Origin of the sequence: Staphylococcus condimenti, assembly GCF_001618885.1 — a bacterium.
Taxonomy (GTDB): Bacteria; Bacillota; Bacilli; order Staphylococcales; family Staphylococcaceae; genus Staphylococcus; species Staphylococcus condimenti.
On record NZ_CP015114.1, the window covers coordinates 1,096,063 to 1,117,104 of the forward strand.

The window sequence follows — 21,042 nt, forward strand, 5'->3', positions numbered from 1 at the left end:
GAAGGTACATCAGAAAATAGTAATAAGCGTAGCAGTGTGTATGGATGATTAAACTTTAAAACATTGATATAATAATAAGCACATGTTCATCTCTACAAAAAAATAATGGACCTATACGCTTCTCGCATAGGCCCAATACTAAAGGGAGTCAAAATTTCACCTTCGCACGTATATTATGGGGTATACTGTTTTTAATTAAGAGATGTTTAATTAATTTTCGAAGGTACTTTCATTATAACTTTTTCAGTTGTTTTTTAAATACTTATGTTAAGTTTTTAATGACATATTAATGACTAAAAATTGAATAATCATTGAATATTTAGAATCAATATTATTTAACAACATTTAAATTTGTACATACCATACTATAGAAGAGGTGGATATAAATGAAGGAATTCTTAATTACTGGCGGAACAGGCTTAGTTGGTAGTCATCTTGTCGATGCCATTCATGATACAGACTCACATATCACAATTTTAACACGCCAAGATCGCCATAACTTGGATGATAAAATCACTTATGTCAATTGGGAAAAAGAAGGTTGGGAAGAAAAAGTACCTAATCATATCGATATCGTCATAAACCTTGCCGGGGCTTCGTTAAATAATCGTTGGACTGATGAATATAAACGAGAACTTATGTTAAGTCGTATCCGTTCTACTCAAGCTCTTTTTGAATTATTTAAGCACAAAGGCACTCATCCTTCTGTATTATTTAACGCTAGTGCAGTTGGTTACTATCGTCCTGATTTCCACCGTACTTATACAGAACTTTCTAAATGTGACCCTCATGACTTTTTATCTGATGTCACATATCAATGGGAACGATTAGCACATCAATTTGAAAAATTAGGAACTCGCGTTATAATTGGTCGCTTTGGAATGATTCTTTCAGATGAAGGCGGCGCATTACCGACTATGAAACTCCCGTATAAATTTTACTTTGGCGGTAAATTAGGAACTGGTTTCCAATGGTATTCATGGATACACATTACTGATTTAACAAGAGCGATATTATATCTTATTAATGACTCGCAAGCTGAAGGTGTTTTCAACCTCACAGCCCCTGTATCTGAGCGTCAAAATTTATTCGGTTATACTTTAGCTCGAGAAATGCACAAGCCTCATGAAACATGGGTACCAAGTTTGATACTTCGCCTTGTTTTGGGACAACGTGCCACTATTATTTTAGATACACAAAAAGCAATTCCAAACCGATTGCAGGCACACGGTTTTAATTTTGCTTTTCCAAACTTAAAAGCAGCACTTGATAATTTAGTTCGAGAGTAATTTATTGTATAATATTAACCTATTCACATTCATTTTTTTGTTTTAAGAAAATCTGATAGAAGTTATCAATAGTGTAATTAGAACGAAGGTGTTTTTTGGATATGATTAATAAGTCATCTCAGATTTTACTTATATTAGCAAGCGTGCTATTAATTTGTATCGGAAGTTTTGCAATGACAACACAGATGCCCTCTCTTTTTATCGCACTTCTATATTTATTAATAGGTATTATTTTGCTAGTAAGCGTCTTAATAAAATATGTCAAAGGCCGTAGTCAAAAATAAAAAAAGTTCCGGAAATTGAATTCCGGAACTTTTTCTTATTTGTTCAACTTATTTTTCAGGTTGCATTACTTCATCAATCAAACCGTATTCTTTAGCTTCATCAGCTGTTAAGAAATTATCACGATCTGTATCTTTTTCAATTTGTTCAATTGATTGACCAGTACGTTCTGCTAAAATTTTATTTAATTTAGCACGTGTTTTTAGGATATGAGTTGCAGCAATTTCGATTTCAGTTGCTTGACCTTGAGCGCCGCCAAGTGGTTGGTGAATCATTACTTCAGCATTTGGTAAAGCAAAGCGTTTACCTTTTGCACCTGCTGCTAATAAGAATGATCCCATTGACGCAGCCATACCGATGCAGATTGTTTGTACATCTGGTTTAATGTGTTGGATTGTATCATAAATTGCAAATCCAGCAGTTACACTGCCTCCTGGTGAATTAATATATAAATAAATGTCTTTCTCAGCATCTTGTGCTTGTAAGAATAACAATTGTGATACGATTGAGTTTGCTACGTTATCGTCAATTGCTGAACCTAACATGATAATACGGTCTTTTAATAATCTTGAATAAATGTCATAAGCGCGTTCACCGCGGTTAGTTGTTTCTATTACTGTAGGAATTAAATTCATTACATTTCCTCCTTGTACTTTTATGAATTAACTATATTTTAACCTAAAAGTCAAAAATGGTCAAAAATAATACTCACTTTGTTTCTATAATCCATATTGACCCTATTGGTGGTTAAAGGTACACTATTAATTGTCTGTTATCATTTACCCCTCGTAGTGTAATGGATAACACATAAGATTCCGGTTCTTACAATAGGGGTTCGATTCCCTTCGAGGGGGCTTTTTAAGCTTATAACTTTTTAGGGTTATAAGCTTTTTTTATGCTCATATCACTTACTATCCATGTTTACATAGCAAAAGCATGCGGCTCTCTATATCAATTTACACTTTTTAGCTTTATTTAACTCTTTTAATTAACTAAGTTCAATTTAATCTTTTCTAATAATTAGAATTATGTTAAAGTCTATATGTTTGAAAGATATCAACTTAGTTAATATTCAGAAATTTTTGTAAATAACGTTTTTTTGATTTTTTGGGAGGTTCAAATGAAAAAAGTAATTTTAGTATCAGGTTTAATGCTGTTCTCATTATTTTTTGGAGCCGGCAACTTGATATTTCCACCAATGTTAGGTTATACCGCACAAAGCAATATGTGGGCAGGTATGACAGGATTTGCAGTAACCGGTATTTTATTACCATACATAACTGTTATCGTTATCGCTTATTATGATGGCGGTGTTGAATTTATAGGCAATAGGGTCCATCCAAAATTCGGATTTATTTTTGCGGTTTGTATATATTTATCTATCGGAGCACTATATGGTATTCCACGTGCGGCCAATGTCGCATACGAAATTGGAGCTAAATCAATTTTACCTTTCCACAATACTTGGACACTGGTTGGATTTTCACTTATATTCTTTATTGTAGTTGGTTTAATTGCTTTATATCCAAATAGAATGGTAGATAACTTAGGGAAGGTTTTAACACCCGCTCTCTTACTCGTAATCGGAGCACTTTGTATCGCAGCTATTATTCATCCAGAAGGCAAAGTTGGCGAACCCCAAGGTAAATATGCAGAAGCACCATTAGTATCTGGAATTTTAGAGGGGTATTATACTATGGATTTAGTTGCAGCTCTTGCCTTCTCAGTTGTTATTGTACAAAGTTTTAAATTAGCAGGTATTTCTGACAGTAAGAGAATTGTTAAAAATGTAATCTTAGCCGGCTTAATCTCAGCTGTTCTGCTAACAATCATATACTTTTCACTTGCTTATCTCGGCATCACTACAAGTAAACCAGGATTTGAAAATGGCGCAAGTATCCTAACATATAATTCAGTTAGATTATTTGGTGCATTCGGTAATATTTTATTTGGTGTTATTGTGATTTTAGCGTGTTTAACAACTTGTATCGGGCTCGTCAATGCAAGTTCAGCATTCGGAATGAAAAAATTCCCTAAAATTCCATATAAGACTTATGTTTTAGTCTTCTCTTTAGTTGGATTTTTAATTTCAACGTTAGGACTAAATATGATTTTACAAATTGCTGTACCGCTTCTAACTTTTATCTATCCGATCTCTATCGTACTTGTATTAATTTCATTAGTCGCAATTGTAATACCGACACGTTTGAAAATCGCTTATATCCTACCGACAATTTCAACGTTACTTATTTCAGTTCTTGAAATATTAAATACTTTTAAATTAATTAAGCCATTGAACCATTTGTATCAAGCATTGCCTTTATCAGAACAAGGCTTGGCATGGTTATATTCATTTTTAGCATTAACAATTATCGGTATTATTATCGACTTTATCAGAAACAAAAATACCGTTCACTCTAATCAAATCGATAAACAAAAAGCATAAAAACATGTATATAGAGAATGAACAAGCAGAAAACCGATGGAAACAAATGAATTCCATCGGTTTTCTTATGTCTATAAATAACATCAAAATAATACTATTTCTCTTTACTTTCCTAATTTTTCACAATATTTTTATATTGAGCAAACCCGTTTTAATTTAAATCTGATGTGTTAAAATTAATATTGCATTTTAAAGGTAACACTGCTCAACAATCACCCCTTTGTTGGCAGTTTTTTAACGGACCAGCTAAAAAGAGATTTAATCTTTTTAAACAGTTCGTATAGGTAAAGGGACGTGTTAGATTCATTTGTCCCTATTTCTTTATGTAAAAAACTTCAGATTTTAAATTTTTCAAGAAGTATTCTCTAAAAATTTATTGAAAGGTAGGTTTGTAATGGAGCAAAAGTTTAATTACAACTTAATCACAACTGTCTTCTTTATTACAGGTATTGCCGTCATGTGCAGTTTGTATTCTGCTATTCCATTAATGCCTGTTATTGGTAAAGAACTTCATTTAAGTGAAAGTGCAACCACATTGATCGGTGTTGTATTTTCTATTTCATATTCAGTCAGCTGTATGTTCTACGGTATTATTTCTGATAAATTCGGCAAGAAAAAAGTAATCCTCGTTGGGTTATGTGTGTTGACATTAACAACTTTTGCGATTGGTTTTATTCATAACTTTATCTTGCTATTAATTGTCAGAGTCATTCAAGGCATGGCTGCAGCGAGTTTCTCACCCGTTTCACTCACTTATGTAACAGAAGTGTTCCCTATCAACAAACGTGTAACTGCAATTAGTTTTATCAGTACAAGTTTCATGTTATCTGGGGTCATTGGACAAAACTTGAGTGACATTATTGCTGCACATATGAGTTGGCGCATTGTTTACTTTATCTTAACTATTGTTTATATTTTATTAGCATTTTGGATTTTACGTGCAATCCCAAAAAGTCCATATCATATTCCAGATACAAAATTCTCGATATTCTTCAAAAACATGAGACATATTTTTGATAATAAAGGCATTGTATTATGCTTTTTCGTATCACTTACTATCCTTACGTCATTCGTTTCAATGTATACTATTTTAAATGAATTTTTAACTTCAAAAACTATCAATGCAGACTTAACTATGATTTCTACTGTTAAATTATTCGGTTTAATTGGTATGGTACTTGCACTTGCTGCAGGACGTGTAAGTGATTTTATCGGTGTTAAAAAAGTATTGTTGATTGCACTGCTCACGAGTGGTATTTCAATTATATTAATGGGCATTTCACATAATGTCATTATCATTACAACATTCAGCGTAATCTTTATCGCAGGTATCGCCTTTGCGATTCCTTCAGTTATTTCTCAAATCGGTTTGTTAACTGATAAAGATAAAGGATTCTATCTTTCTATTAATACATTTATGTTGTTCATCGGTACAGCCATTGCACCAGTGTTATCATTGAGATTATTAGAATTACCTTCATATTCACTCATGTTTGCAGCCCTATCGATTGTTAACTTTATCGGTTTGGCAATCGCATTCTTTATTCCAAAAGCACAAATCACTGAATAATATTTGATTTATTAAAAAGGTTATTCCCGCAAAATGGGAATAACCTTTTTTTACATATCGATATGTTCACCGCTTCGAATTTTATCTGCAAGTTCATTCAACTTACGCAAACGATGATTGACACCTGACTTTGAAATGGTGCCCGTTGAAACCATTTCACCAAGTTCTTTTAATGAAACATCTTGATTTTCTACACGTAATTTAGCAATTTCTTTCAAACGGTCAGGCAAGTTTTCTATCCCGATTTCTTGATCGATGAGTTGTATACTTTCAACTTGGCGCATTGCTGCACTGACTGTTTTATTCAAATTCGCTGTTTCGCAATTCACCAAACGATTTACTGAATTACGCATATCCCGTACAATACGGACATCTTCAAATTTCAGCATCGCTTGATATCCGCCGATCAAACTGAGGAAATCTGAAATTTTTTCAGCTTCTTTTAAATAAACAATACTGCCTTTCTTACGTTCAAGATGTTTAGCATTCAATTCATATTCATTCATTAACTCTGCTAAACCTTCTGAATGGTTTTCATACAAAGAAAAAATCTCTAAATGATAAGATGAAGTTTCTGGGTTGTTGACTGAACCTCCTGCTAAAAAAGCACCTCTGAGGTAACTGCGTTTCATATCATCATCTTGAATCATTTCAGGATCAATCGCATGTGTAAAAACGCCGTCTTTTAATATCCCCAACTCATCTAAAATTTCTCTGGATTTCACTTTAGTTCGACAGATATAAATATTATTCTTCTTCAATTTCATTTTCTTTCTGACAAGTATTTCTACTTCAATATTGAAAACTTTTTTGATTAAAGAATAGATACGTCTTGCAGTTGTAGCATTTTCAGTTTGTACATTAATCACAAATTGCTGATTCGACAAACTGAGTGCACCATTCATACGGATTAAGGCGCTTAATTCAGCTCGCGCATTTTTTTCATCGACATCTATTCTCGTTAATTCATTTTTCATGTCTGATGCAAAGCTCATGCTGCGCCATTCCCTTCTTTACTTTTTTCTTTTTTTAGGCTTAAACGGTATTGTGCTTGTAAGATCTAATGCTAAATCATAAATCATGTTCGCAAGTATTGCCGTATTATGACGGACACGATTTTTATCAGAGATATGTACTAAATTTTTATCTGTTAAAGGTGTAATACCTTCCGCTTCAATCTCTTCTTTATGATATTTAACAGGTTCAGCATGCTCTTTACGGTAGTTTTCTAAGATTTGTTCACTATAATCTTCATTTCCGCAGCAAATTACGTAATCTATAAAATCCGTTCCCATATGGCGATTCAACGCATGCACGTGATCCATGACATCAAATTCATCTGTTTCTCCGTGCTGTGTCATTACATTAGACACATAAACTTTAGGTGCATCGCTATTTTGTATCGCTTCTCCAATACCTGGAACGCATAAGTTCGAAAGCACACTTGTATAAAGCGAACCTGGACCTAAGACAATTAAATCAGCATGTTCTAGTGCATCAACTGCTTCCTCCATCGGTTGTACATCAGCAGGTTCGATAAATACGCGTTTAATCTTTTTTTGACGCTTGGGTATGCTTGATTCACCACAAACAATTTCCCCATCTTCCATTTCAGCATTTAATCGAATACTTGAATTCGTGGAAGGTATGACACGTCCTTTAATATTCAGTATTTTGCTCAATTCTTTGACCGCATGTCCAAAGTCATCTGTAATATTTGTCATTGCTGCGATTAATAAATTACCTAAAGAATGTCCTTCTACTTGATTATCTTGAAAACGATATTGGAAGAGTTCTTTTAAAGTCGGCTCAGTATCACTTAATGCTGCAATGACGTTTCTGATATCTCCAGGGGCTGGAATATCCATCTCATTACGTATTTTACCTGTACTGCCACCATCATCTGCTACAGTTACAATTGCAGTAATGTCGATTGGATAATCTTTCAGACCACGTGCCAAGACAGAGAGTCCTGTACCGCCCCCGATTAATACGATTTTAACCTTTTTCATTCTCCACGCCACTTTCAATATGTGCATCTCTATGGTGGACATACACATTATAGTCATAACTTTCGTTTAAATCCTCAGCAAGACGTTTGGCTAATGCGACTGAACGGTGTTGACCGCCTGTACAGCCAATTGCGATAACCAATTGAGTCTTGCCTTCTTTTTTATATCCCGGAATCATAAACTTCAACAAATCTAACAACTTATCATAGAAAATTGCTGTTTCTTGCCATTTCATGACATACTGATACACTGCATCATCTACACCAGTCAATGGTCTTAATGCCTCTACATAAAATGGGTTGGGTAAGAAGCGGACATCAAATACTAAATCAGCATCTTGTTGAATACCGTGTTTGAAACCAAAACTTGTAACGCTGATACTGAAAGTTTCAATATCATTACGATTAAATAAATGATTGATTTGAGCACGTAATTCTTTTGGTTTGAGTGTTGTTGTATCAATTATATAATTTGCGAGACTGCGAATTTCAGTTAATGAATTTCTTTCTTCGGCGATGGCATCAATTAATGAACGTTGTCCGTTTTCATTTAAAGGATGCGCACGACGTGTCTCTTTATATCTGGAAATCAGTTTGGCTTCGCTTGCTTCTACAAACATAACATCTACAATCACACGGTTTTGACTGCGAAGTAAATCCACTTCTTTAACTAAGGATTTGAAAAATTCTCGTCCACGTAAGTCAATTGCAATTGCTACTTTTCTTAATGATGGATTACCCTGTTCCATCAATTCTACAAATTTAGGGAGTAAAATAGGCGGTAAATTATCTACACAAAAGTACCCTAAATCCTCCAAGTTTTGTAGTACTAAAGACTTCCCTGCACCTGACATACCTGTAACCACTAATAATTCACTTTTACTTACGATTTCATTTTCTTCATGTTGCATTTTGCCACCATCCTGTTTAAATTCGCTCATAATATCCTCATTATATTCAATACTATCACATTAACTTCCTGGATTGGCATTGCAAATGCAGAATATGTAAAAAGGTTTGAATAAAACACGAAAAATTTACATTCATGTAATACTCAAACCTTCTTTGTTTTTTTAAATTATGCTTCAGTTGCGAGTTTATCTTTCACTTCTTCAATATATGCTTGAGCATTTTGTGCAGCAATACTGCCGTCACCTGTTGCAGTTACAATTTGTCTTAAACCTTTTTCACGCACATCTCCTGCAGCGTAAATACCTGGAAGTTTAGTTTCCATTTCGTCGTTTGTAACAATATATCCTGCATCGTTTGTAATACCTAAACCTGTGAATGGTGCTGTTAATGGTTTCATACCAATATATACGAATACACCATCTGCCGGTAATGTTTCTTCTTTACCGTCTACAGTAGATTGTAAAGTAACTGAACCTACTTTACCATTTTCTTCGTTAATAGAAGCTAAAGTATGGTTCCAGATAAAGTCCATTTTTTCATTTTTGAAAGCACGATCTTGCAAGATTTTTTGTGCACGTAATTTATCTCTGCGGTGCACTACTGTTACGCTGTCAGCAAATTTAGTTAAGAAAGTACCTTCTTCAACAGCAGAGTCTCCGCCGCCGATAACAAATAATTTTTTACCTTTAAAGAACGCACCGTCACAAACTGCACAATAACTTACACCGCGGCCGCCAAGTTCTTCTTCACCTGGCACACCGATTTTTTTATATTCTGCGCCTGTTGTAATGATAACTGCATAAGCTGTTACTGATTTATCTCCATAGACCACTTTTTTAATATCGCCTTCGTCTTCAATGCTTTTAATATCACCGTATTGATAAACAGCACCAAATTTTTGAGCATGATCAAACATTTTTGTAGATAAATCAGGTCCTGAAATAGATTCGAAACCTGGGAAGTTTTCTACATCTTCTGTATTTGCCATTTGTCCGCCTGGCACACCGCGTTCAATCATTAATGTTTTTAAATCTGCACGAGAAGCATATACTGCCGCAGTCATCCCAGCTGGACCTGCGCCGATAATTACAACATCATAATCAGGTTGTTGAATAGCCATTTAATATTGCCTCCTATTTTCATATCATCATGTATTATATTATATCGTTGTCTCTAAATATAACGATTTGCTCAAAGTTTAAATTTAACAAATTATTATAAAGTCATTTTTTAAACCTCTAATAGGATATCGATTGATTTATTCAATCGGTAGGTTGAGATATCAAACCATTCTGCTGCTTGTTTTTTTGTCACCTTTTGCTGCGACTGTTGGAAAAACAAATATACAAATGCTGCGACATATCCTTCAACGTGTTCTAAATCATATCCGCTGGCAATAATACCTTCAGCGCGATCAATCCACGCTATAAAAAGGTTATGATAATGACGCAATGTTTCATTCTCATATAATGCTAACATGCCCCGGTGAATGAAATCTAATTTGACCAATTTTAATTCTTTAATGAGATAGGTCAGATATAGTTTTTCATATTCATCCATCGTTTCTAACACAGACCATACTTCTTCTGTAATCATTAATTCTTTGCCATTGACTTGATTCAGCAGGAAGATTCCATAAAGTCGTGCATGATTATCTTCACTGGTAAGTAACGGCATAATATTAGATTGGAAGAAATTATCGTTTTCGGAAATGATCCATGGCGGATAACCTGGATTGCCTTTTGTCATTTCTCTAAGTTTATTCCAAAATTGCATACTCTCTTCTTTATTTCCAAGGAAATAATAGTTGTAACTGAGTGCATGAAAAAGCTGTAAAGAAATAAATTTCCCTTTTTTGTATAAAGGGAAGAGTAATTTCTGAGATGCCTCGTATTTTTTTAAATAACTTAACACAATACCTAACTTAAACGTTTCATCATCGTTCATTGGGACTACTTTGGATAAGGATTGCAAGTAATTAGGATAAGCTTTGTCTTTTGTATTATAAAGCAGCAGCGTATAGTGACATAATGCGTGTACATCAGTCTGATTTTCTTTCAACAATTGTTTCAGCATAGAACGCGCTTGTTCATAATCTCCTAAATATAAATAGCACATAGCTAAAAGGTTTCGAATACTGTGATGTGCGCGGACTTTCATTTCTTGTCTTAAAATGTAATCTCGCGCATCTTCTAATCTTCCTTGAGAAAAAAGGTGCTGGAAAATCATTTGAACTGCAAATGCTTGGCTTTCTTTTTCTAATTTGTCTAAATCATCATAGACAACTTCAAACATACCTTCTAATTCAGAACGATATTCTTCATCTCCTGATTCCAATACATAGTTAATGCCAAAGCAAAACGCCTTATTAGGATCGTTTAATGTGATAAAGAGCTGGCTTAATTGATAGTAGGCATCTGCCAAGTGTTCTCCTTTAGCAATATAATCATAATAATAATCAGCTACATTGCCGCCTCGGCCAATTTCTTTTAAAGCTTCTGTATAATCTATGAGTAATTCAAAGTCAGAAGGTGACAATTCAAAGGCTTTATGATAATATTCCGCTGCTTTATGATAATCTTTTTGTTTTGTTTTAGATTCTGCAACTCTTTTGAAAAAAGCAGCATCTCTTTGCATAGGTATGACATTTTTATGTTCATTTTGTGCCATGTATTGCCCCTCCTTTCTAACTATTTGCGTATTTGCATTGGATTGCCGAATGCTAAAGCATTGTCAGGAATATCTTTACTAACAACTGTCCCTGCGCCCACACGAACGTTTTCACCTATTGTTACACCTGGCAATATTGTTGTATTAGCACCAATCAGCGTATTACTTCCGATAATTACTTCACCAATACGATATTCTGTGACTAAAAATTCATGAGTCAATATTGTTGTATTATACCCTATCACACAATTGTCGCCAACATGAATTAACTCTGGATATAATACATCTGGCATTACTTTATAGGCAAAAGCAGTTTTTCGACCGATTTTCATTCCTAAACAAGCACGGTAAATCCATCGTTTCAAAGGTAACGATGGAATAAACCGTGCAATCTCAATTAATATCGTTTGTTTCAGTACTTTTGGGAATCGAATAATTTTATACATATGCCATAACGGGTTCGCATGAGGGAAATGATTTACAACTTTTTTATATTGTCTCATGACATCACTCTTTCTATTTAGGCCAAGGCAGTGCCTTAACATCTTTATACTTTGGAGGCTGGTATTTCATACGGCGGTAAATAATCATTGCAATACCGATTATAATCAGGAGAATCGATACAAGTTGAGCGACACGGATATTGCTTGTTAACATCAAACTATCCGTACGCAACCCTTCAACAAAGAATCTTCCGATTGAATACCAGATAAGATAAGTAAAGAACGTTTCACCAATTCGTAAATGCTTACGTAAAAATAATAAAAGTGCAAAACCAAGAACATCCCAAATTGACTCGTATAGGAAAGTAGGTTGGTAATATTGACCATCAATATACATATTATTAATAATGAATTCTGGAATATGCATATTTTCTAATACGCTTTTAGCAACAGGGCCGCCATGCGCTTCGTGATTCATAAAGTTTCCCCATCTACCGATACCTTGAGCTAAGATAATACTCGGCGCAATAATATCTCCGACTTGAAGCGGGTTATGATTGTTACGTTTGCAAATTATTACCCCGGTAATAAATCCACCAATCAAACCACCGTGGATAGCGATACCGCCATGCCAAATCATTGGTATTTCTGCCGGATTCGCTGCATAATACGGCCACTGGAAAATAACAAAATAAATACGTGCAGCAATAAAACCAAAGATAGCACTCCAAAAGATAATATCTATGAGCGCATCTTTATGTAACCCTGCTCTTTTAGCACCTTCTTGTGCTATAAAATAACCTAATAAAATACCTGCAGCAATGATAATTCCATACCAGTGTACTTCAATAGGCCCTAGTTGAAAGGCTACAGGATCAATGTAAGCCAAATTCGAAATCATGACTCGTTCTCCTCTTTATGTTCATTTTTTCGTAAAATTTCAGCGTTTAAGCGTTCATTAAATTCTTCAGCTGTGTTAATACCCATAATATTCAAACGGTAATTCATTGCAGCAACTTCAATAATCACTGCCACGTTTCTGCCTGGTCGAACTGGAATTGTTTTCTTTGTAATTTCAGTATCTAAAATTCGCAATGTTTCTTCGTTCAAACCAACGCGATCATATAATTTATCTTTATCCCAGTTCTCAAGATTAATGTTCAAGCCGATTTTCTTTTCAGTCAAGATAGAACCGGCACCAAACAAAGTCATCACATTAATGATTCCTAAACCGCGAATTTCTAATAAATGTTCAATTAATTTCGGTGGTTTACCTATTAGTTCGTCTTTAGTGATTTCACGAATTTCTACATTATCATCTGCGACAAGACGATGGCCACGTTTTACTAATTCTAACGCTGTCTCACTTTTACCGATACCAGAATCGCCTGTAATTAAAACACCTACACCATAAACATCGACTAATACACCATGTAAAGACGTTGTCTTAGCCAGTTCGTGTTCTAAATAAGTCGTCAACCGGCTCATCAAACTTGTTGTTGCATCTTTAGAAGTCAACAACGGCGTACCTAGTTCTTTAGCTGCCACAACTAATTCTTCAGGCGGCTCAATATCACGAGTTACGATAATCGCCGGGGTATCTGGTCGACATAACTTGCGCAATCTGCCGTGACGTTCTTCATCAGGCAGCAAATTATAGAAAGATAGCTCCGTTGTTCCTAATAGTTGAATACGATCTGACGCATAATGAGAGAAGTAACCTGCCATCTCCAAACCTGGTCGGGAAATATCTGTATTATGTATAGGTCGGTCTAGTCCTTCTTCGCCTGCAACAAGTTGCAAATTAAATTTATTAACGAGTGCTCTTGCAGTTAACATAATTTCACCTCAATCCTCAATTTCCTATGTTTCTCTTATCTCTATCATATCAAAAAAGTATGTCTATACGTTATTTGTTTAATGAATATTACTTGATACATTCTATCACTTTTTGACTTTGTTCAAAAATTTATTCCCTTTCACTGGTTAAAAATATTCTATGTATACAAATAGGACATTTTGCATTCACAAAATGTCCTTTTCTAGTTTATTATTTTGTTTCAACTGCTTTATCACGCTCTAATACTCTTTTTAGGTATTTACCAGTATAAGAATCCGGTGCTTCTGCAATTTCTTCAGGTGTTCCTGTCGCAACAATGGTACCTCCGCCATCGCCGCCTTCAGGTCCTAAATCAATAATGTAATCTGCTGTTTTAATGACATCTAAATTATGTTCAATAATGACAACTGTGTCACCATTTTCTACAATTCGATTTAACACTTTTAATAAACGGCTGATATCATCTACATGTAAGCCTGTTGTTGGTTCATCTAGAATATAAATTGATCGACCCGTAGAACGTTTATGCAATTCAGATGCTAATTTAACACGTTGTGCTTCCCCACCAGATAATGTCGTTGCAGGCTGACCTAACTTCACATAACCTAATCCAACGTCTACAAGTGTTTGTAATTTACGTTTGATTTTAGGAATGTTTTCAAAGAAATGCGTTGCTTCTTCAGCTGTCATATCCAATACTTCCGAAATATTTTTACCTTTATATGTGACTTCTAAAGTTTCACGATTATAACGCTTACCGCTACATACTTCGCAAGGCACATAAACATCTGGTAAAAAATGCATCTCTATTTTGATAATTCCGTCGCCTTTACAAGCTTCACAACGTCCGCCTTTCACATTAAAACTAAAACGTCCTTTTTGGTAACCACGGATTTTTGCTTCGTTTGTTTGCGCGAACACATCACGAATGTCATCAAATACGCCTGTATAAGTTGCTGGGTTTGAACGTGGTGTTCTTCCGATTGGAGATTGATCAATATCAATAACTTTATCTAATTGGTCAATACCTTCAATTTCATCTACTTTACCTGGTCTTACTTTTGAACGATTGATCTTTTGAGCAAGTGTTTTATATAACACTTCATTGACCAATGAACTTTTTCCCGAACCGGAAACACCAGTAACTACAGTCATTGTAGACAGTGGGAAATCAACATCTACATCTTTCAAGTTGTTGCTTTTAGCCCCTCTGACTTTTAATCTTCGGTCAGTTGCTGGGCGTCTGTATTCCGGTACTTCAATACGTTTTTTACCACTCAAGTATTGGCCAGTTAATGATTTCTTATTACGCATCACTTGTTTTGGTGTACCGCTTGCTACGATTTCACCACCATGTTCGCCAGCTCCTGGCCCAACATCAACTAAGTAATCCGCTTCTCTCATTGTGTCATCATCATGCTCTACAACAATCAATGTGTTTCCTAAATCACGCATTTCTTTTAATGTTTCAATTAAGCGATCATTATCTCGTTGATGAAGTCCGATTGATGGTTCATCTAAAACATAAAGTACCCCTGATAGTCTTGAACCGATTTGTGTTGCCAAACGAATACGTTGAGCTTCCCCACCAGACAAAGTCCCTGATGAACGACCTAATGTCAGATAATCCAAACCAACATTATTTAAGAAATACAATCTTGAAATGATTTCTTTCAAGATTAAATCAGCAATTTTACGATCTTGATCGGATAAATCAATATTCTCAAAGAAATTTAAAGCTTCTTTAATTGAATATTCAACCACTTCACCAATATTAAGACCTGAAACATAAACTGATAATGCTTCTTTACTCAAACGTTTACCGTGACAAGTTTCACAAGGCAACTCTGTCATATATTTACGCATCACTTCACGTACATATTCAGAAGGTGATTCATGATAACGTCTTTCAATATTCGGAATAACACCTTCAAACGGCATTGTACGTGTGCGTTTTTGTCCATTACGAGATTCAAAAGTAAATTTAATTTCTTTATCTTTAGAACCATATAAAATGATATCTTTTTGTCGATCAGTTAACTTCTTGAAAGGTTTATCCATTTTAATTTTATAAACTTCACAAACACGTTTTAAAAGTGTCGGATAAAAATCAGAACTTTTAGGTTCCCATGGAACAATAGCGCCTTCTGCAAGTGTTTTGTCTGGATCAGGTACAATCAAATCAATATCTGCAGTTAATTTTTGACCTAAACCATCACAATCAGGACATGCACCGAATGGACTGTTAAAACTGAACATACGCGGTTCTAATTCACCAATACTGAAACCGCAGATAGGGCATGCATGGTTTTCAGAGAATTTTAATTCATCTCCACCAATAACATCAACTGTTAAATTGCCTTCTGCTAATTCTAGAGCTGTTTCTATAGAGTCAGCAAGTCTGCTTTCTATACCTTCTTTGACAACTAAACGGTCTACAACTACTTCTATCGTATGATTTTTATTCTTATCTAAGTCCGGTACATCGTTAATGTCTAAAATTTCTCCATCAACGCGTACACGAACATACCCTTTTTTACTAATATCTTCTAAGAGTTTTTCATGTGACCCTTTACGATGATTAACAACAGGTGCCATTAATTGGATTTTAGTTCTTTCTTCCAATTCTAATGTGCGATCTACCATCTGTTGTACCGTTTGCGATTCAATTTCAATTCCATGTTCCGGACAATATGCTTTACCAACACGTGCATATAACAAACGAATATAATCATATATTTCTGTTACAGTTGCAACTGTAGAACGCGGATTTTTGCTTGTTGTTTTCTGATCGATTGAAATTGCTGGAGACAATCCTTCAATCGTATCAACATCTGGTTTATCCATTTGTCCTAAAAATTGACGTGCATAGGCACTTAAAGATTCAACATAGCGACGTTGTCCTTCAGCATAGATTGTATCGAACGCTAAGGAAGACTTACCAGAACCTGATAAGCCTGTCATCACAATTAATTTATTCTTCGGTAATTCTACATCAACATTTTTTAAGTTGTGCGCTCTGGCACCTTTTACAACTATGGATGGTTCTTTCATCTAGATATCACCCTTCTGCCTTTAATTCGAATAACATATCTCTTAATTCCGTTGCTCTTTCAAAGTCTAAATCTTTAGCTGCTTTTTTCATTTCTTTTTCTATATTGGCAATTGTTTTTTCTCGTTCTTTTTTCGTAAGTTTTTTAGGAACCACTTTTTGATCTTTTTCATTTTCTTCTTTTGTTTCAACTGTCGCGCTGATAACATCATGAATTTTCTTATGAATCGTTTGTGGTGTAATACCATGTTCTTCGTTATACTCATTTTGGATTTTACGACGACGTTCTGTTTCATCAATCGCAAACTTCATAGAATCCGTTATTTTATCTGCATACATAATGACTTCGCCATGCTCATTACGTGCAGCACGACCAATGGTTTGCACAAGTGAACGTTCAGAACGTAAGAATCCTTCCTTATCAGCGTCTAAAATGACTACAAGAGATACTTCTGGTATATCGATACCCTCTCTCAACAAGTTGATTCCGACTACAGCATCATAAGTACCCATTCTTAAATCTCGAATAATTTCAATTCGTTCTAATGTCTTAATTTCAGAATGCAGATAGTTGACTTTGATACCTGCTTCTTTCAAATAAGTCGTTAAATCTTCACTCATTTTTTTCGTTAAAGTCGTAATAAGCACACGTTCATTTTTATCTACTCTGTCTTGAATTTCACTTAATAAATCATCAATTTGATTTTTAGTAGGTCTTACATCAATTTTAGGATCTAATAAGCCGGTTGGTCGAATAATTTGTTCTGTCATTTTATCTGTATGTTCTAATTCATACGGACCAGGTGTTGCAGAAACATATACTAATTGTTTGGCTTTTTCCTCAAATTCTTCAAAAGTTAACGGTCTGTTATCAATCGCACTCGGTAATCTGAAACCATGATCAATCAACACTTGCTTACGTGCTCTGTCACCGTTATACATGCCTCGAATTTGTGGTAGAGTAACGTGAGATTCATCAATCATTACAAGCCAATCATCACCAAAATAATCTAACAAAGTATAAGGTGTTGAACCAATCGGACGTAATGTTAAATGAACAGAATAGTTCTCAATTCCTGAGCAAAAGCCCATTTCTCTCATCATTTCCAAATCATAATTCGTACGTTGTTCTAATCTTTGAGCCTCTAACAATTTGTTTTCAGAACGTAATTCTTTTAAACGTTCTTCCAACTCTTTTTCAATTCTTTCAATAGCAAGTTTTAATTTTTCATCACGTGTAACATAGTGAGATGCCGGGAAGATTGAAAAGTGTTCGCGTTGTCTCAATACTTCACCTGTTAAATAATTCACTTCACTGATTCTATCAATTTCATCGCCGAAAAATTCTACACGGATACAAATTTCTTCACGAGAAGCTGGGAATACTTCTACTACATCTCCGCGTACTCTGAACGTACCACGTTTAAAATCAATATCATTTCTTGTATATTGAATATCAACCAAATCTCTTAAAAATTGGCTGCGGTCCATTTCCATGCCTTCTCTAATATTCACAACTAAGTCGCTATATTCATCCGGATTCCCTAAACCAAAGATAGAGCTGACACTCGCAACGATAATTACATCGTCACGTTCAAATAATGAACTTGTTGCTGAGTGGCGCAATTGGTCAATTTCATCGTTAATCGTTGCATCTTTCTCAATAAATGTGTCAGTCGAAGGTACATAAGCTTCCGGTTGATAATAATCATAGAAGCTGACAAAATATTCTACTCTGTTTTCAGGAAACAATTCTTTGAATTCGTTATATAATTGACCGGCAAGTGTCTTGTTATGTGCAATTACAAGTGTCGGTTTACCTACTTCTTTAATTACGTTGCTCATTGTGAACGTTTTACCCGTTCCTGTTGCCCCTAATAATGTTTGATGGCGTTTTCCTGCTTTTATACCCTCTGTCAATTCTTTAATCGCTGCAGGTTGGTCGCCTTGAGGTTCATAACCAGAGACAATTTTAAATGGATGATGTTCCATACAAATTGCAACCTCCTTCTATTTCTAAATCATTTCTTTATTTATACCAATGCATTAAAACACAAATCGGTTGAGACATATATTTTGTCTCAACCTTTCTTTAATAGTTGAGAATTGCTTTACTCATATCTTGCAATACTCATTTATGCATTTAAATTAACCCTATTTACTATGCTCTATATTCTCATTTTTGTATTATCTCAAACTTTCAATATCACTATATATTCTAACAGATTTGTCAAAAAAGATACAAACATCTGTTCGTAATAGCGAAAATTTTTTAGACGAAAAAAGCACTTGTCTACATATGACAAGTACCCTCATTTTATATACCATCTATTTTCATTTAACGATCTTCATCTTCGTGCTGTTTATGGAGATTCAATTGATCAACTATAACAAATCCCGCTAAAAGCGAAACCACATCTATGAAAATAATCCATTCACTATGGAAGAAACCTTTATATATAGAACCACCGATAAGCGTTAAAGTTACAATTGCTCCAACCCATTTATTCTTAGTTACAACACTGAACAATACTACTAGAACACATGGAAAAAACGAAGCACAAAGATACCAAACGAGAACCATAAGTTGTCACCCATCTCTTTTATTTAAAATCGACATCGTTAATTCTCGCAATTCCGATCGTGGGATAAAGTTTTCTGTTAACATTTCCGGAATTACATTTTCAATAAAATCTTGTACAGATACTAAATGATCAAACTGCATAATTGTCTCAAGAGACATCTCATAAATTTCGAAGAACAGAGCATCCGGATTACGCTTTTGTATTTCTCCGAACGTTTCATACAATAAATCAATTTTATCAGCTACAGCAAGTATTTGACCTTCTAAAGAGTCATCTTTACCTTCTTGTAGTCGTTCTCTATAGACATCTTGATATTCTGGAGGAAACTCTTCTCTGATAAAATTATCTACCATTTCTTCTTCTACTTGCGAGAATAATTTTTTCAAATCACGGCTTGCATATTTTACAGGTGTTTTGATATCCCCTGTAAACACTTCTGCAAAATCATGGTTCAACGCCTTTTCATACAAATTTTTCCAGTTAATTTCATTGCCATGTGCTTCTTCCACTGTACCTAAGTATTGAGCGATTTTAGTAACCTTGAATGAATGTGCGGCTACATTATGCTCAAAATATTTAAATTTTCCAGGCAAGCGTATTAGCTTTTCTAGATCTGATAGTCTTTTAAAATATTGATGTACACCCATATCTAGCTCACCCCTTGTCTATTTAATGAGTTATTATACTCGAAAAGTTTATATTCTTGCAAGAACTTTGAAAATACCACCTATATTTTTATATTCCCGCTTGTCTTTTACCCTTTAAATAGTCATTCAACAACTATTTCATGAACAAAAAAGCACTATCCTCAAAATAATGAGAACAGTGCTTATTAATGGTTAAATTAATGAATAAAGTTATATGATGCAGCTTGTCCTGCTGAAAGTGTACGTGAAGTTACAACACCAGGGCCGTAACCATAGTTCATTTCAGATACACGAACTGAACCGTCACCATTTACGCCTTCAACGTAAGCAACATGGCCATATGCACCTGCTGTTGATTGCATGATAGCACCTGCAGTTGGCGTATTATTAACTGTGCGACCTGCGGCAGCGGCAGCATTTGCCCAGTTATTTGCATTTCCCCATAATGAACCTGCTTTACCACCAGCACGTTCGAATACATAAGATGTACATTGACCAGAAGTATAGTAGTTTGCACCTGAATAGTTAGAGTAAGAAGATTGAGCAGCTGGTGCGCTGTAAGAAGCACTGCTGTAATTTCCAGAATAACTTGTTGGTGCTGTATATGATGATGTATATGAACGAGTAGGTGCTGTGTATTCTACATTATTTTCATTAGAATAATAAGCTTGTGGTGCTGTCGTTACTTGTTCTACATTATTATAATTTGAAGTTGTTGGTTGTTTTGCTGATTGACCTTCTTCATTGTAAGCTTGTTTTTCAACTTCTGGTGCAATTTTACCAGTAAATAACGCTTGTAAATGTGCTGCACCTTTATCAGAAACTGCTAAGATATCACCAGGTAAAATTAAATTTGTAAGTCCTGGGTTAAGTTCATGTAATTTATCTACAGAGATATGATGTGTTTTTGCAATTGAATTTAAAGAGTCTCCCGCTTTCACTTCTACAACATCTGTATCCGGCAAGACTAATTGAGTGTCCTTTTTAACTTCGTCTTGGTTTAATTTATTTAAATTTTTAATTTCATTTGTAGTAGTGGCAAACAAAGCTGCGACATCGCTTAATTTAGCGTCTTCTTTAACTACGTGTGTTTGTTCTGCAGACGCGACGCCATTTAATCCTGTAAACACTGTTACCGATGCTGCTGAGAGTAATAAAGCTTTCTTCATTTATTAGTTCATCCTTTGCTGTCATTTTTAATGCATTTAATATAGCACAAAAAATAAGGCAAAAGATTAATGTTAAAAAGTTGTAATATAACCGTTAAAAACCTTTATGTTTCTTTATACTAACTC

The 21,042-nt window shown here is 34.7% G+C and carries 17 protein-coding genes and 1 tRNA gene; 4 read left to right on the forward strand and 14 right to left on the reverse strand.

Annotation, left to right across the window (positions count from 1 at the left end):
* Positions 1-386 precede the first annotated feature (386 nt).
* Entirely contained in the window at positions 387-1,289 is a 903-nt protein-coding gene (locus A4G25_RS05565; RefSeq protein WP_047132676.1) for a TIGR01777 family oxidoreductase, read from the forward strand.
* Between the two features lie 332 nt (positions 1,290-1,621).
* Here A4G25_RS05565 and clpP read toward each other — a convergent pair whose 3' ends face one another.
* A complete protein-coding gene (clpP, locus tag A4G25_RS05575) occupies positions 1,622-2,206 on the reverse strand; it encodes an ATP-dependent Clp endopeptidase proteolytic subunit ClpP (protein ID WP_015899677.1) in 585 nt (194 codons plus the stop codon).
* Between the two features lie 147 nt (positions 2,207-2,353).
* Here clpP and A4G25_RS05580 point away from each other — a divergent pair.
* The 3 genes from A4G25_RS05580 to A4G25_RS05590 all read left to right on the forward strand — a co-directional run bounded on the left by A4G25_RS05580 (position 2,354) and on the right by A4G25_RS05590 (position 5,587).
* Positions 2,354-2,425: transfer RNA gene (locus tag A4G25_RS05580), tRNA-Arg, on the forward strand.
* Between the two features lie 266 nt (positions 2,426-2,691).
* On the forward strand, positions 2,692-4,017 hold the full coding sequence (gene brnQ, locus A4G25_RS05585) for a branched-chain amino acid transport system II carrier protein (RefSeq protein WP_047132677.1): 1,326 nt from the start codon (positions 2,692-2,694) through the stop codon (positions 4,015-4,017).
* 394 nt (positions 4,018-4,411) lie between these two features.
* Positions 4,412-5,587, forward strand: a complete 1,176-nt coding sequence (locus A4G25_RS05590) for an MFS transporter (protein ID WP_047132678.1) — start codon at positions 4,412-4,414, stop codon at positions 5,585-5,587.
* 50 nt (positions 5,588-5,637) lie between these two features.
* Here the strand turns inward: A4G25_RS05590 and whiA are convergent, their stop codons facing one another.
* From whiA to A4G25_RS05655, 13 genes are all read right to left on the reverse strand, one after another.
* Complete coding sequence (gene whiA / locus A4G25_RS05595) at positions 5,638-6,582, reverse strand: DNA-binding protein WhiA (protein ID WP_047132679.1); 945 nt, start codon at positions 6,580-6,582, stop codon at positions 5,638-5,640.
* Positions 6,583-6,600: 18 nt separating this feature from the next.
* Positions 6,601-7,599, reverse strand: a complete 999-nt coding sequence (locus tag A4G25_RS05600; RefSeq protein WP_047132680.1) for a gluconeogenesis factor YvcK family protein — start codon at positions 7,597-7,599, stop codon at positions 6,601-6,603.
* Positions 7,586-8,509 carry an RNase adapter RapZ gene (rapZ, locus tag A4G25_RS05605; RefSeq protein WP_047132775.1) on the reverse strand — a complete coding sequence of 308 codons (924 nt, stop codon included), beginning with the start codon at positions 8,507-8,509 and terminating at the stop codon, positions 7,586-7,588. The genes A4G25_RS05600 and rapZ overlap by 14 nt, the downstream gene beginning before the upstream one ends.
* 167 nt (positions 8,510-8,676) lie before the next feature.
* A complete protein-coding gene (trxB, locus tag A4G25_RS05610; RefSeq protein WP_371093408.1) occupies positions 8,677-9,630 on the reverse strand; it encodes a thioredoxin-disulfide reductase in 954 nt (317 codons plus the stop codon).
* A gap of 110 nt (positions 9,631-9,740) precedes the next feature.
* Complete coding sequence (locus A4G25_RS05615; protein ID WP_047132681.1) at positions 9,741-11,180, reverse strand: tetratricopeptide repeat protein; 1,440 nt, start codon at positions 11,178-11,180, stop codon at positions 9,741-9,743.
* A gap of 20 nt (positions 11,181-11,200) precedes the next feature.
* Positions 11,201-11,683 (reverse strand): acyltransferase, encoded by a 483-nt coding sequence (locus A4G25_RS05620; protein ID WP_047132682.1) that lies wholly within the window; start codon positions 11,681-11,683, stop codon positions 11,201-11,203.
* Between the two features lie 13 nt (positions 11,684-11,696).
* Positions 11,697-12,524, reverse strand: coding sequence for a prolipoprotein diacylglyceryl transferase (gene lgt, locus A4G25_RS05625; RefSeq protein ID WP_047132683.1), 828 nt, complete (start codon positions 12,522-12,524; stop codon positions 11,697-11,699).
* Positions 12,521-13,462 (reverse strand): HPr(Ser) kinase/phosphatase, encoded by a 942-nt coding sequence (hprK, locus tag A4G25_RS05630; protein ID WP_046100127.1) that lies wholly within the window; start codon positions 13,460-13,462, stop codon positions 12,521-12,523. The genes lgt and hprK overlap by 4 nt, the downstream gene beginning before the upstream one ends.
* Before the next feature lie 211 nt (positions 13,463-13,673).
* Positions 13,674-16,517, reverse strand: a complete 2,844-nt coding sequence (gene uvrA, locus A4G25_RS05635) for an excinuclease ABC subunit UvrA (RefSeq protein ID WP_047132684.1) — start codon at positions 16,515-16,517, stop codon at positions 13,674-13,676.
* 7 nt (positions 16,518-16,524) lie between these two features.
* Complete coding sequence (gene uvrB / locus A4G25_RS05640) at positions 16,525-18,507, reverse strand: excinuclease ABC subunit UvrB (protein WP_047132685.1); 1,983 nt, start codon at positions 18,505-18,507, stop codon at positions 16,525-16,527.
* Positions 18,508-18,853: 346 nt separating this feature from the next.
* Positions 18,854-19,099: a CsbA family protein gene (locus A4G25_RS05645; RefSeq protein WP_047132686.1), complete on the reverse strand. Its 246-nt coding sequence runs from the start codon at positions 19,097-19,099 to the stop codon at positions 18,854-18,856.
* A 6-nt stretch (positions 19,100-19,105) separates the two neighbouring features.
* Positions 19,106-19,747 carry a YfbR-like 5'-deoxynucleotidase gene (locus A4G25_RS05650; RefSeq protein ID WP_047132687.1) on the reverse strand — a complete coding sequence of 214 codons (642 nt, stop codon included), beginning with the start codon at positions 19,745-19,747 and terminating at the stop codon, positions 19,106-19,108.
* Between the two features lie 197 nt (positions 19,748-19,944).
* Positions 19,945-20,916 carry a COG3942 and LysM peptidoglycan-binding domain-containing protein gene (locus tag A4G25_RS05655; protein WP_047132688.1) on the reverse strand — a complete coding sequence of 324 codons (972 nt, stop codon included), beginning with the start codon at positions 20,914-20,916 and terminating at the stop codon, positions 19,945-19,947.
* Positions 20,917-21,042 lie beyond the last annotated feature (126 nt).